Source organism: Microbacterium sp. 01T413_2, from assembly GCF_056398985.1.
In genome coordinates this window covers 1-13837 of the sequence record NZ_JBFTQL010000031.1, presented here as the reverse complement: position 1 = coordinate 13837, position 13837 = coordinate 1, and the positions used below count along the sequence as shown (strand labels likewise).

General features: G+C 65.9%; 14 protein-coding genes. 6 read left to right on the top strand and 8 right to left on the bottom strand.

Annotated elements, in window-relative coordinates:
* Positions 1 to 92: 92 nt before the first annotated feature.
* From AC1DMN_RS14905 to rpmH, 8 genes are all read right to left on the bottom strand, one after another.
* Positions 93 to 1070, bottom strand: coding sequence for a ParB/RepB/Spo0J family partition protein (locus tag AC1DMN_RS14905; RefSeq protein ID WP_477384494.1), 978 nt, complete (start codon positions 1068 to 1070; stop codon positions 93 to 95).
* The gene (locus AC1DMN_RS14900; protein ID WP_441976629.1) at positions 1070 to 1996 is read right to left on the bottom strand and encodes a ParA family protein; all 927 of its coding nucleotides are present in this window, start codon (positions 1994 to 1996) and stop codon (positions 1070 to 1072) included. Before AC1DMN_RS14900 ends, AC1DMN_RS14905 begins: the two co-directional genes overlap by 1 nt.
* Before the next feature lie 838 nt (positions 1997 to 2834).
* On the bottom strand, positions 2835 to 3476 hold the full coding sequence (gene rsmG / locus AC1DMN_RS14895; RefSeq protein ID WP_477229991.1) for a 16S rRNA (guanine(527)-N(7))-methyltransferase RsmG: 642 nt from the start codon (positions 3474 to 3476) through the stop codon (positions 2835 to 2837).
* A gap of 15 nt (positions 3477 to 3491) precedes the next feature.
* Positions 3492 to 3977, bottom strand: a complete 486-nt coding sequence (locus AC1DMN_RS14890) for a Jag family protein (RefSeq protein WP_440732716.1) — start codon at positions 3975 to 3977, stop codon at positions 3492 to 3494.
* Positions 3974 to 5089: a membrane protein insertase YidC gene (gene yidC / locus AC1DMN_RS14885; protein WP_440732717.1), complete on the bottom strand. Its 1116-nt coding sequence runs from the start codon at positions 5087 to 5089 to the stop codon at positions 3974 to 3976. Before yidC ends, AC1DMN_RS14890 begins: the two co-directional genes overlap by 4 nt.
* Positions 5090 to 5092: 3 nt before the next feature.
* Positions 5093 to 5443, bottom strand: coding sequence for a membrane protein insertion efficiency factor YidD (gene yidD, locus AC1DMN_RS14880; RefSeq protein ID WP_441976508.1), 351 nt, complete (start codon positions 5441 to 5443; stop codon positions 5093 to 5095).
* Positions 5440 to 5772 carry a ribonuclease P protein component gene (rnpA, locus tag AC1DMN_RS14875; protein WP_440732719.1) on the bottom strand — a complete coding sequence of 111 codons (333 nt, stop codon included), beginning with the start codon at positions 5770 to 5772 and terminating at the stop codon, positions 5440 to 5442. Before rnpA ends, yidD begins: the two co-directional genes overlap by 4 nt.
* Before the next feature lie 3 nt (positions 5773 to 5775).
* Positions 5776 to 5913, bottom strand: coding sequence for a 50S ribosomal protein L34 (gene rpmH, locus AC1DMN_RS14870; protein WP_105689046.1), 138 nt, complete (start codon positions 5911 to 5913; stop codon positions 5776 to 5778).
* A 300-nt stretch (positions 5914 to 6213) separates the two neighbouring features.
* Between rpmH and dnaA the strand changes: the two genes are divergently transcribed.
* The 6 genes from dnaA (at position 6214) to gyrB (ending at position 13751) form a co-directional block, all read left to right on the top strand.
* Complete coding sequence (gene dnaA, locus AC1DMN_RS14865; RefSeq protein WP_440732720.1) at positions 6214 to 7614, top strand: chromosomal replication initiator protein DnaA; 1401 nt, start codon at positions 6214 to 6216, stop codon at positions 7612 to 7614.
* 514 nt (positions 7615 to 8128) lie between these two features.
* Positions 8129 to 9268: a DNA polymerase III subunit beta gene (gene dnaN / locus AC1DMN_RS14860; protein ID WP_440732721.1), complete on the top strand. Its 1140-nt coding sequence runs from the start codon at positions 8129 to 8131 to the stop codon at positions 9266 to 9268.
* A gap of 5 nt (positions 9269 to 9273) precedes the next feature.
* Positions 9274 to 9726, top strand: a complete 453-nt coding sequence (locus AC1DMN_RS14855) for a GNAT family N-acetyltransferase (protein ID WP_441976510.1) — start codon at positions 9274 to 9276, stop codon at positions 9724 to 9726.
* Between the two features lie 153 nt (positions 9727 to 9879).
* Entirely contained in the window at positions 9880 to 11049 is a 1170-nt protein-coding gene (gene recF / locus AC1DMN_RS14850) for a DNA replication/repair protein RecF (protein ID WP_441976511.1), read from the top strand.
* Positions 11036 to 11527, top strand: a complete 492-nt coding sequence (locus AC1DMN_RS14845; protein ID WP_440732724.1) for a DciA family protein — start codon at positions 11036 to 11038, stop codon at positions 11525 to 11527. Before recF ends, AC1DMN_RS14845 begins: the two co-directional genes overlap by 14 nt.
* A gap of 118 nt (positions 11528 to 11645) precedes the next feature.
* Positions 11646 to 13751, top strand: coding sequence for a DNA topoisomerase (ATP-hydrolyzing) subunit B (gene gyrB, locus AC1DMN_RS14840; RefSeq protein ID WP_440732725.1), 2106 nt, complete (start codon positions 11646 to 11648; stop codon positions 13749 to 13751).
* Positions 13752 to 13837 lie beyond the last annotated feature (86 nt).

Sequence of the window (13837 nt, the reverse complement as noted above, 5' to 3'; positions counted from 1 at the left end):
CAGCCTACGCGGCGCTGGATGAACAGGGGCCCGAGAGGATCTGCGTACGCAGATCGTCCCGGGCCCCGTTGAAAGCGGTCGCTCCGAATCCGTCAGGAACCGAAACCTTCTTCGCCGATCTCCAAAAGGATGCGGTTCAGGTCCTGGATAGAAGCGAATTCGATCTTGACCTGGCCTTTTCGTGCACCCAGGGCGATCTGCACCCGGGTGTTGAGTCGATCGCCGAGCTTGCCGGCGACGTCGTCCAGGTACGCGCGGCGCGCGCCCGCCTGCGGCTTGACGGACTTGGCTACGGTGCCTGCTGCGGCGATGGTCTTCGCCGCCTCTTCAGTTGCGCGGACGGAGAGATCCTCGTTGACAACCTTGTCCGAGAGCCGCTGCATCAGTTCGGTGTCGTCGAGCGAGAGGATCGCCCTGGCGTGGCCGGCCGACAACACTCCTGCCGCCACCCGCTGCTGGACGGGAACAGGCAGTTTGAGTAGCCGGATCGTGTTGCTGACCTGCGGACGGGAGCGACCGATGCGGTTCGCGAGCGCCTCCTGTGTGATGCCGAAGTCCTCGAGGAGCTGTTGGTACGCGGAGGCCTCTTCGAGCGGGTTCAACTGCGACCGGTGCAGGTTCTCCAGCAGCGCATCACGGAGCAGGTCTTCGTCTGCGGTCTCCCGTAGAATCGCCGGCATCGAATCGAGTCCGGCTTCCCGAGCGGCGCGGGTGCGCCGCTCCCCCATGATCAGCTCGTACTTGCCTTCKTCGTTCTGTCGCACGACCACGGGCTGCAGCACMCCGAACTCRCGCACGCTGTGCACGAGYTCCGCGAGATCGTCCTCGTTGAAATGGACGCGCGGCTGTCGTGGGTTCGGAACGATGTCGTGCGGGTTCACACGAATCAGGCGGGCACCCGGAACGGCGACAAGATCCTCGGCCGGCTCGGCGGGCTGTACAGCAGGCGCGGTCTCCGGGACCGGATCGATGCGTGCGCCGGGGAAGAACACGTCCACGGGGCGCTCCGTGGCATCCGAAGTGGGGATGAGTGCGCCGATCCCCCGGCCGAGTCCCGTGCGTTTGGCCATCAGTGCCCCTTCTCGTTGTCTTCGGTCGCCCGGCGGGCGATCTCAACTGCTGCTTCTCGGTAGGCGACCGCGCCTACCGACTGCCCGTCGTACGCGATCACGGTCTGCCCGAAGCTCGGCGCTTCGGAGACACGCACGGAACGAGGAATCACGGTGTCCAGCACCTCGTGCGGGAAATGTCCGCGCACCTCCTCCGCAACCTGCTGCGCGAGTCGGGTGCGTCCGTCGAACATCGTCAGTAGGATCGTCGACATCGTGAGGTCGGGATTCAGGTGCTTCTGGATCATCCGGATGTTGCCGAGCAGCTGGCTCAGGCCCTCCAGGGCGTAGTACTCGCACTGAATCGGGATCATCACCTCGGTTGCGGCGGTGAAGGCGTTGATCGTGAGCAGTCCCAGCGACGGCGGGCAGTCGATGATCACGACGTCCACCGGATTCTGGGTCAGGTAGTCATTGAGCGCGGTGCGTAGCCGGTGCTCCCGCGCGACCTGCGAGACGAGCTCGATCTCGGCGCCCGCGAGGTGAATCGTGCTCGGCGCGCAGAGCAGATTGGGGGATTCAGGACTGGCTCGCACGACGTCCACCAGCGGAACATCGCTGATCAGGACGTCATAGATGCTCTGCAGATCGGCGGTGTGCGGGACTCCCAGCGCCGTCGATGCATTTCCCTGTGGATCCAGGTCGATCACGAGCACCTTCGCGCCGAGATCCGCCATCGCCGCCGCGATATTGACGGCGGTTGTCGTCTTTCCGACCCCGCCCTTCTGGTTCGAGATCGTGAAGACGCGGGTCGGCCCGTCGAAACGGACCGTGACGCCTTCCAACGCCTTGCGGCGAGCCGTCAGATCCGCGAGTTCCCGGGCCAAAGGGGTGTCCACGCCGTATCCAGCAGTCGAGGTGCTTGGGGACTGTTTCACGTGAAACATCCACTCCTTTCGACGATCTCCGACGGGGAAACGACGGAATCTCCACTCTAACTTGCGCGGCCGACAATCTCCGGACGCATCGGTGAAACAGGGTGATGTTTCACGTGAAACGCCACATTCTGTGCCACTCACAGCCCCTTGGGGCATGCGCGCTGAGCCCTCATTGCACACGCGGGCGCAGGGGTGTGTGGATCACGAGTCGGTGGGCTCCTTCCCGCTGCGCGGGCCCCTCCCGATATTCGCCACCCACACACCCCTGCGCCCTCCCACGACAGGAACGGTCGGTCAGTGCTGGCAACAGCTATGACCCAGGTGGCGGCGCTAYGGTGATGTTTCACGTGAAACATCACATAGGGGCTGTGGCCCTCGAGGCAGGTACAGGCTGTGTCGACCGACTGAGAGGTCCCGCAGCGTCGACGGCCATCTCTGCGCAACACCACACTGCTCCCCCTACCCGGCCGTCGCGCTCTCATCCCACACGAGCGCCGCTAAGCGAAACGTGCTGAGCATGCGCCTCGCTGGCGGCTGCTCCTGGACACACACACGATCCGATTCGTCCGCTGTCCTGGGGTTCGTTTCAGCTGGGGGGCCTGTAACACCCAATCCCATCCCTACCGAAGGACGCTGGTCCCACGCGCTTGGCCCAGGTCGAGCACGGCGTTTCACGTGAAACGAGGGCGGAGGGATGTGAGTACCACGAATATCGGGAGGGGGCCCGCGAAGCGGGAAGGAATCCGCCGATTCGTGGAACTCACATCCCGCAGCCCGGGTGCCACGAATCGAGGTGGAGTTATCAGAGGAAGACCGTATCCCGAAAGGGCGGTCCTACTTACAAGACCTAACCACGGACAGTCGCTCGCAGCACGCGCGTCGTCTCGGTCAGCACGCCTTCACCGAGGATCTCGACACGCACGTCGCTGAGCAGGAACTTGCGGATCTGCTTCTGCGCAGCGGTGATCTCGTTTTCGGCGTTGACGCCCTTGAGCAGCGCGAGCTCTCCCCCGCTGCGCACGAGAGGCGCAGTCCACGGAAGCAGAGTGCGCAGCGCGCTGACCGCGCGTGCAGTGACCATGTCGAACGTGCCGCTGAGCCCGACATCCTCAGCACGACCACGAACGACCGTCGTGTTCGACAGGCCCAGGACCGCGACCTGCTCGTCCAGCCATGCCACGCGTCGCTCCATCGGCTCGATGAGCGTGAACTGCACATCGGGTCGGGCGATCGCGAGCACGATGCCCGGTAGGCCGGCTCCGGATCCCACGTCCGCAACGGTGCCGTGGAACAGAGGTGCGGCGATAGCGCTGTTGAGGATGTGCCGGGTCCATAGCCGCGGCACCTCGAGCGGGCCGATCAGGCCCCGCTCTTCGCCTTGCTCGGCCAACGCCGCGGTGAAGTCGCGCGCGAGCCGGATCCGATCCCCGAACAGCACGGCGGCAACAGCCGGCTCAGCCTCGAGCTCGGACGACACCGGTTCAGTCATGTTTCACGTGAAACGTCAGTGCCGGCGGATGACCGTATGGCGGGTCGGACCATCGCCGTAGGACTCGGAGATAAGGCCCCGCTCCGCCACGATGTCATGCACCAGCTTGCGCTCGTAACTCGACATCGACGGCAGCGACGCCTGCGACGCACCCTCGTCGAGCTTCGCGACAGCGGAATCGACCAGGCGCTCGAGCTGACTACGGCGCGCATCCCGGGATCCGGCGACGTCGAGGATCACGCGCGAGAAGGATCCGGTGCTGCTCTGCACAGCGAGTCGGGTGAGCTCCTGCAGCGCCTGCACGGTGTCGGGCGCGGAAAGCAGGCGCAGACCGTCGCCCTCCGCCTCGACCGAGACGTATGCTCGTCCCTGCTTGACGTCCAGGGTCAGGTCGCCGTCGATGTCGGCGATGTCCAGAAGACCCTCGATGAAGTCCGCCGCGACGTCGCCCTCATGCTCGAGATCGGAGACGGTCGGCTCGGCGACATCCTGCTCGGTCATGCCTTGTCTCCGTTCACGTTCTTCTCAGGATCCTTCTTGGCGTTGTCCTGGTCCTTCTTGGCGCGCTTGGCGCTCTTCGGCTGCTGGCGCTTGGGCTGCTGAGCACGGAGGCGCTCGGCGTCCTCCAGCATCTTCTGCTGCTCGGCGTCGTAGGCGGCCTTCGGCACGACCTTGCCCTCGGAGTTGATGGCCTTGCCCTTGCGCGCGAGACGCTCCTCCCGCGCCTTGGCCGCATCGGATCCGGGTGTCGGCATCTCACGCAGCACCAGGAACTGCTGGCCCATCGTCCACAGGTTGCTGATGAACCAGTAGATGACCACACCGAGCGGGAAGAACAGACCGGAGAAGATGAAGCCCAGCGGAAGGATGTACAGCATGATCTTCTGCATCTGGTACGCCTGGCCGGTCTTGGCCTCGGGCGACAGGTTCTTCGAGATGATCTGCAGCTGCGTGAAGAACTGGGATCCGATCATGAGGATCACCAGGACGACGAGGATCGCGACCGTGGTCTCCCAGCCGGCCGGCTTGTGCTGCACCGCATCCACGAGGCTGGTGTGCAGCGGCGCCACTCCGAACAGCGTCGCGTCGTAGAACTGCTTGGTCAGCTGCTTCGTCAGCAGCCACACCCCGCCCTCGCCCGCGACGGCGTGCTTCTTGACATCGCTCAGCGTGTAGAACATGCCGAGCAGGAACGGCATCTGCACCAGCAGCGGAAGACAGCTCGACATCGGCGTCGTGCCGTGGCGCTTGTACAGGGCCATGGTCTCGCGACTCATCGCCTCGCGGCTCAGCTGATCRCGCTTGCCCTTGTACTTCTCCTGAACTTTCTTGAGTTCAGGGGCGATTTCCATCATCTTGCGCTGACTCTTGATCTGCCGCACGAAGAGCGGGAAGACCGCCGCGCGGATGACCAGGACGAGCCCGACGATCGACAGCACCCAGGTGAGGCCCGCGGCGCCCTGCATGCCCAGGGAGGTGAACAGCCAGTGCCAGGCGACGAGGATCGCCTCGACCAGTGCCTTGAACGGCCACATGACGATGCCGAGCAGATCGAAGCCTCCGCTCGAGGCAGCAGGCGTCGTTGACGCGGCAAACAGGAGGTCGGAACCCACTGATCAGTCCTTTCGGGAGGGTACGACGAATCCTCGGGGCGTGAGGGCGTGTCGGAAGTCGGAATGCGGTGGCACGTCGTCCACACCGCCGTGGCTCCAGGGATTGCAGCGCAGAATCCGCCACGCCGAAAGGCCTGCGCCCTTCACCGCACCGTGCTGCTGCACCGCACCTACAGCGTAGGCGGAACACGATGGGTAGTACGCACAGACATCGCCGTACAGGGGGGAGACCACCGCGCGGTAGGCGGTGAGGAACCCCAGCACCAGGTTGCGTGGAACCAGCGGGACTGCCCGCAGCGCGTCACCGGCGTGCAGGTGCGCAGTACCGCGCGAATACGCCGGAAGCGCGCTCATCGCACACCCCTGTCGACGGCTCGTCCCAGATCCGACAGCAGATCCACGAAAGGCGCCTCCGCCGCGGAAGGCAGGGCGCGGATGACGATGTCGACGCCGTCCCGCAGCGGGAGCTGGCGGGCGCATGCGTCCTTCAGGCGTCGCCGCACCGTGTTGCGGGTCACTGCGTTCCCCACCTGCTTGCTCACGATGAAGCCGAAGCGCACGGGGCGCTGCTCACCGGTGTCGAGCACCGAGACGACAAGCCGCAGCCCGCCGTATCGCCGTCCGCGCCGAACCACCGTGCGGTAGTCGGACCCGCGGACGAGGCGATGCGGGCGGGCGAGCACGGTTTACGCCGAGAGCTCGACACGGCCCTTCGTGCGGCGTGCCGAGAGGATGGCGCGGCCGGCGCGGGTGCGCATGCGGGCACGGAACCCGTGCTTCTTGGCGCGACGACGGTTGTTGGGCTGGAAAGTACGCTTGCTCATGATTTCTCCGGGAAGGGAAGCTGTCACCGGGATCGATGCGGCCGGAGACGGTGGACAAAGACTGCCGAAATGGCATAAGTCAACCGATTAAGGCTACGACGTCGACCCCGACATCGCAAACTGAGCGGGCGAAAGCAACATTATCCACATCTGTGGAGGGATCCTTCAACAAGGACACGCCGTCTCTCGTTCCCAGTCACAGGTTGCCCTCACGGCCCAGGCTGACTACCGTGGCACGAGCAGTTATCCACAGGCAGCGTGTCCCGATCCGCCCGCTGTGCCGAGTCGCCCGGGGGAACCATGTCCGCAGCCGCAGAGTCCGAAGTCCCGATCTGGGACGAACTTCTCGCGGAGCTGGCCCGAGACGAGCGCGTCTCCGCGCCGCTGCAGGGCTTCCTCAATCTCGCCGTTCCTGCGGGCGTCATGACTGCCACCCTCTACCTGGAGGTCCCGAACGACCTCACCGCGGGACAGATCAACAAGCGCCTCCGACTGCCGATCATGGAGGCGCTCGCCCGCATCGGAGACGAGGTGACCTCGTTCCGCGTCACCGTGAACCACGACATGGTCGAGCAGCAGACCGTGCCGATCCCGGTCCCGGACTTCGCCCCCGGCCGGCAGGAGCCGACCAGGATCGAATCCCCCATCGAGCAGCAGCCGACACCGATCCGTCACGAGTCGCGGCTGAACCCCAAGTACGTCTTCGACAACTTCGTGATCGGCCAGTCCAACCGCTTCGCCCACGCGGCCGCCGTCGCCGTCGCCGAGGCACCCGCGAAGGCGTACAACCCGCTGTTCATCTATGGAGGCCCTGGCCTGGGCAAGACCCACCTGCTGCACGCGATCGGCGACTACGCCCAGTCCCTGTACGCCGGGGTCAAGGTTCGCTACGTGTCGAGCGAGGAATTCACCAACGACTTCATCAACTCGATCGCGAACAACCGCGGATCCGCCTTCCAGGCGCGCTATCGCGAGGTCGACATCCTGATGATCGACGACATCCAGTTCCTGCAGGGCCGCGCGGAAACGCAGGAGGCGTTCTTCCACACCTTCAACCAGCTGCACGACCACAACAAGCAGGTCGTCATCACGAGCGACCTGCCGCCCAAGCACCTCACCGGGTTCGAGGAGCGGATGCGGAGCCGGTTCGAGTGGGGCCTCATCACCGACGTGCAAGCGCCCGACCTGGAGACGCGCATCGCGATCCTCCGCAAGAAGGCGCAGAGCGAGCAGCTGCACGTCCCGGACGACGTGCTCGAGTACATCGCGACGAAGGTGTCCTCCAACATCCGCGAGCTCGAGGGTGCGCTGATCCGTGCCACGGCGTTCGCGAACCTGAACCGCTCCGCACTCGACATCGCCACCGCGCAGACGGCCCTGCGCGACATCGTCGATCAGGACGAGGACAGCATCATCTCGCCGACCGACATCATCACGACGACCGCGAACTACTTCAAGCTCAGCGAGGACGACCTCTACGGATCCAGCAGGTCGCAGCAGATCGCGACGGCCCGACAGATCGCCATGTATCTGTGCCGCGAGCGCACCAATCTCTCATTGCCGAAGATCGGCCAGCTGTTCGGCAACCGCGACCACACCACCGTGATGTACGCGTACAAGAAGATCAGCGAGCTCATGAAGGAGCGCCGCGCCATCTTCAACCAGGTGACCGAGATCACCGCCCAGCTCAGCCGTCGCTGAACCTCCGCACGGATCCTCCCCCGCGCTGCGGGCTCTCTGCGCGGCCGCAGGAGCGCCGTCGACGCCAGTTCCAGGCTGTGCCGGCGAATTCTGGCATCCGCCCCGCCCGGAAGTCCACATGTGGATAACTTGGGGATATCTCGGGATCCGGACGGCGTGGATTCCCCATGATGAGCGTCGATCTGTGGATAACTCGGGCGAACGGATCCGCACCGCATGCCCCGCGACCCCGCTGTTTCCGCAGGGTCTCCACAACTCACACGTCTGTAGTTCCCTAGAGCCGCAAAGCATCCCCAGAGTTATCCACAGTATCCACAGGCGTTAACACCGTTAAGAACTCCTTTCGAATCTCCGTCCATCGATCACCACCCGGTGCCGGGTTGGGGATGGATCCGGATCCGGAGCACTTCGACCTGAACCTGATGCCTCGTGGCATTAGCATGGGATCCCCTGGTGTCTGCCATGGGGCGGAGATTCGTGTCATCCTCCGCATTCAGTCGACGGAGGAGCGCCGGTGAGGTTCCAGGTCAATCGCGATGTCTTCAGCGAAGCTGTGTCCTTCGTCGTCAAGCTGCTGCCTCAGCGCAATCCGCAGCCGATCCTGGCCGGAGTGCTGATCGAGGCCGGTGATGAGGGGCTCACGCTCTCGGCCTTCGACTATGAGGCCTCCGCGCGCACCACGATCGAGGCCACCGTCGACGAACCGGGCACGATCCTCGTGCACGGACGCCTGCTCTCCGACATCGCCAGCCGTCTGCCCAACGCACCGATCGAGATCTCTGTCGAGGAGGACGGCGGCATCGCCGTACGCTGCGGATCCGCACGCTTCACCCTCGCCGCCATGCCGGTCGAGGAATATCCCTCCATTCCCGAGGTCTCCGGCACCAGCGGTGTCGTCCCCGCAGAGGACTTCGGCACTGCGATCGCCCAGGTCGCCTTCGCCGCCTCGCGCGACGACGTCACCCCGGTGCTCACCGGCGTGCAGCTCGAGGTCAGCGAGAACACGCTGAGCCTCGTGGCCACCGACCGATACCGGGTGTCGCTGCGCGACGTCCCATGGGACGGCGAGGCCGCGGCGCAGACCGCGCTCGTCCCGGCTCGCACCCTGCAGGAGGTCGGTAAGACCTTCGGTCACGCCGGCACCATCCAGATCTCGTTCTCGGGCGCCGGTGACCGCGAGATCATCGCATTCACCGCGGGCAACAAGACCGTCACCTCGCTGCTCATCAAGGGGAACTTCCCCCCGGTCCGCCGCCTTTTCCCGGAGCAGACCGACCACCACGCGGTGGTGAGCACCGCCGACCTCACCGAGGCCGTGCGTCGCGTCGCGCTCGTGCTGGACCGGTCCGCTCCGCTGCGTTTCACGTTCGAGACGTCCGAGGTGACCATGGACGCCTCCGGCGGCGAGCAGGCCCGTGCCTCCGAATCGGTCGACGCGCACCTCAACGGCGAAGAGGTCACCCTCGGCCTGAACCCGCAGTACCTGCTCGAGGCGCTCGGAGCTCTCAAGAGCGAGTTCGTGCGCGTCACGTTCACCTCCTCGGACAACGCGAACAAGCTCAGCCCCGTGCTGATCACGAGCCAGACGTCGGTCGATGCGGCCGGTCTCGACTCGTACAAGTACCTGCTGCAGCCCAACCTGCTGCTCCGCTGAGACGGATGAGGCTGGACCCGATCGATTCCGCTCTCGCGGAGAGGATCATCACCCGCGATGAGCGATCGGGCGACGACTGGCACCCCGAGTACCCGTTCGAGGACGAACTCGTGCCGCTGCGATCGCTCGCCGCTCGCGAGGACGCGGATCCGGTCTTCACGCTGTACGCCATCCGCGATGACCAGGGTGTCGCGGTCGGCGGCTTCGGATTCTTCGGTCCACCGGACGAGACGGGAACAGTCGAATTCGGGTACGGGCTGATCCCCGCCGCGCGCGGTCGAGGGCTCGCGACGACCGCCGTCACCGAAGGCCTGAGGATCGCGGCCGATCATGGAGCCGTGCGCGCGATCGCCGACACCGAAGAGACGAATCTCGCCTCGCTCGCCGTGCTGGCGCGGTCCGGAATGACCGAGATCCGCCGCGAGGGCGGCATGGTCTACGTCGCCCGCGAGTTCTGATCGCGCGGTCGCACACGGCCCGGCCCCCCGCGACTGGTCGCAGAATGCGGCTTCGAACGCGGAATGACCGCGTTCTGCGACCACTGAGCCGGAGACGGAGCGCACGGGTTCCGACCCAACCCGGTGTCGGGGCCCGCGGGTAAGGTTGCTCGGGTGATTGTGGAGCATCTCAGCCTCGTGGATTTCCGCAATTACGCGACCGCCGAACTCGCGCTGCACCGCGGCCCGAACGTGCTCGTCGGCCGCAACGGCCAGGGCAAGACGAACCTCGCCGAGGCGATCGTGTTCCTCGCGACCCTGGGTTCGCACCGGGTCTCCTCCGATGCCCCGATGGTGCGCGACGGTCATGATGCGGCGATCGTCCGCGCTCGGCTCGCGCACGGGCCGAGGAAAGTCCTGATCGAGGTGCAGATCAACCGACAGGGTTCGAACAAGGCGCGCATCAACGCCGCTCCCGGCCGGACCGCGGATCTGCCCCGATACGCGCACGTCGTGCTGTTCGCCCCGGAGGATCTGCAGATCGTGCGCGGGGATCCGTCCTCCCGCCGCCGGTTCGCCGATCAGCTGCTGATCCAGCGCACTCCGCGCATGTCGGCGGTGCTCGGCGACTACGACCGCGTGCTGCGTCAGCGCACGGCGCTGTTGAAGTCGGCGCGTGCCCGTGGCATGAAAGCCGAGGCCTTGACCACGCTCGACGTCTGGGACGACAAGCTCATCGCACTCGGATCCGAGATCATCGACGCCCGTTCCCGGCTCGCCGCCGACCTGCAGCCGGGGCTTACCGATGCGTATTCGGCGATCGCCGGCGAGGATCATGACCCGCGCCTGCACTGGGCCCAGTCGATCCGCGGCGGCGACCCGGAGGAGGGCGACGCCGCCGAGGAGGCACCCGCTCCCGGATCCACGGCGGATCTCTTCCGCACCGCCCTCGCGGCCAAGCGCTCCGCCGAGCTCGAGCGGGGACTCACCCTGGTCGGRCCGCACCGSGACGACCTCGTGCTGCGGGTGCGCGACCTYCCGGTGAAGGGMTACGCCTCMCACGGGGARTCSTGGTCGATCGCGCTCGCKCTGCGWCTSGCCTCSGCSGAGCTGCTGCGCGCGGAATCCCCCGCCGGGGATCCCGTGCTCATCCTCGACGACGTATTCGCCGAGCTCGACGCCGAACGCCGCCGGCGTCTGGCCGGCATCACGGCCGGCTACGAGCAGGTGCTGGTCACGGCAGCCGTCGAGGAGGACATCCCCGAGGTGCTGCATCGGCACGTGGTGCGGATCTCGGCCGGCACCATCATCGACGAGCGCGAGGTCGACGATGACCGAGCATGACGAGCCGGACGTCCCCGAGACGATCGCGACGTACTTGCGCCTGAGGGGTCTGAAGCCGAGTTCCAAGAACTGGAAGCGCAAGAAGCGCCTCGTCGACGACGAGAACGCCCCGTTCACGGCCGGCCGTGACCCCGGCACACTCGGCGATGTCCTGGCGAAGCTGACCAAGGATGCGGGCTGGGAGGCGGCGCTGAGCCGCGAGGATCTCGTGCTGCAGTGGGCGGAGCTCGCGGGCCCCGACACGGCCAAGCACTCCGAGCCGGTGTCGCTGGAGGGCGGCATGCTCACGGTCAAGTGCGATTCGACGGCGTGGGCGAAGAACCTGCAGTACATGCGCGCCGTGATCATCACGGAGATCGGGAGGAGGTACCCGGAGGCCGGTGTCGAGAACATCCGGTTCGTCGGGCCGGACGTCCCTTCGTGGAAATGGGGCACCAGAGTCGCTCCAGGGCGCGGTCCGCGCGATACCTACGGTTAGGACATGATCCATCCCGTCCCGGGGGACTCCAGGCGCGCAGAATCGCGTACAACGAGACAGGAAGGGGTCTTTCCGATAGACTGAGGGCCTAGATCTTCGATGTGGAGCCTCCTCTCAGATGACGCCTGAAACCCCCTCTGACGCGAACGAATCGACCGCGAACGACTCGACCCAGACGGGGGCAGAAGCACCCGGATCCGCCACGTCGCCGACCGCGCCCGCCCCGGCGGCGAAGCCCGCCCCAGAAGTGGAGTACGGCGCCGACTCGATCCAGATCCTCGAGGGACTCGAGGCTGTGCGCAAGCGCCCCGGCATGTACATCGGTTCGACCGGACCCCGCGGCCTGCACCACCTGGTGTACGAGATCGTGGACAACTCCGTCGACGAGGCGCTCGCGGGCTACGCCGACAAGATCCTCGTCACGCTCCTCGCCGACGGCGGCGTCCGTGTCATCGACAACGGTCGCGGCATCCCGGTCGACCCGCACTCCTCCGACCCGACCAAGTCGACAGTCGAGGTCGTGCTCACGATCCTGCATGCCGGTGGCAAGTTCGGCGGCGGCGCGTACGCCGTCTCCGGCGGTCTGCACGGTGTCGGATCCTCCGTGGTCAACGCCCTTTCGACGCGATTCGACGTCGAGGTCAAGCAGAAGGGCTTCGTCTGGCGGCACCGTTTCGCCGACGGTGGTGCGCCGCAGCAGCAACTCGAGAAGGGCGAGGCCACGTCCGAGACCGGAACGACGATCACGTTCTGGCCGGACGCGGAGATCTTCACCGAGACCGTCGAGTTCGAATACGACACGCTGCGCACCCGCTTCCAGCAGATGGCGTTCCTGAACAAGGGGCTGCGCATCGAACTGCTCGACGAGCGCGAAGGCGCCACGGTCGATGAGGAGGTCGACGGCACCGTCGTCACGCGCCAGCGCGCGGATGTGTTCTTCTACGAGCGCGGTCTCGTCGACTACGTCGAATACCTCAACCACGTGCGCAAGGCCGATGCCGTCAACGACGAGATCATCGCGTTCGAGTCCGAGGACACCGCCCGGAAGATCTCGCTCGAGGTCGCGATGCAGTGGACCACCGGCTACACCGAGAACGTGTTCACCTACGCGAACACCATCAACACGCACGAGGGCGGCACGCACGAGGAGGGCTTCCGCGCGGCGCTGACGACGCTCGTCAACCGCTACGCGCGCGCCAACAACATCCTCAAGGAGAAGGACGACAACCTCACCGGTGACGACGTGCGCGAGGGCCTCACCGCGGTCATCTCGATCAAGCTCGGCGAACCGCAGTTCGAGGGCCAGACCAAGACCAAGCTCGGCAACACCGAGGCGAAGGCCTTCACCCAGAAGGTGGTCGGCGATCAGCTCGGCGACTGGTTCGACCGCAACCCGAAGCAGGCCAAGAACGTCGTGACCAAGGCCGTCGAGGCCGCGACCGCCCGCATGGCCGCCCGCAAGGCGCGCGAGACCGCACGCCGCAAGAGCGTCTTCGAGTCGGCCGCGATGCCCGACAAGCTCAAGGACTGCACGAGCAAGGATCCGTCGATCAGCGAGATCTTCCTCGTGGAGGGCGACTCGGCCGGCGGCTCGGCTGTGCAGGGTCGCGACCCGCACACCCAGGCGATCCTGGCTCTGCGCGGCAAGATCCTCAACGTCGAGCGCGCGCGTCTGGACAAGGCCCTCGCCAACAAGGAAGTCCAGGCGATGATCCAGGCCTTCGGCACGGGCATCGGCGAGGACTTCGATCTCGGCAAGGCGCGCTATCACAAGATCGTGCTCATGGCGGATGCCGATGTGGACGGCCAGCACATCACCACGCTGCTGCTGACCCTGCTGTTCCGCTACATGCGCGGGCTCATCGAAGCGGGCTTCGTGTTCCTCGCGATGCCGCCGCTGTACCGCCTGAAGTGGACGAACGCACCGCACGAGTACGTGTACTCGGACGCCGAGCGCGACGCCCTGCTCAACGACGGGCTCGCGAACGGCAAGCGGATCCCGAAGGATGCCGGCATCCAGCGCTACAAGGGTCTGGGCGAGATGAACGCCAAGGAACTGTGGGAGACCACGATGGACCACACCACGCGCACGCTCCGTCAGATCACGATCGACGACGCGGCCGCCGCGGACGAGATCTTCAGCGTGCTGATGGGCGAGGACGTGGAGTCGCGTCGCGGCTTCATCCAGCGCAACGCCAAGGACGTCCGCTTCCTCGACATCTGATCCACCAACCACACAAGCGAATATCGGGAGTTCCTCCTTCGTGGCGGAGGAGGGCGCAGGGGTCTCACTGGTCAGGAGCATCGGGA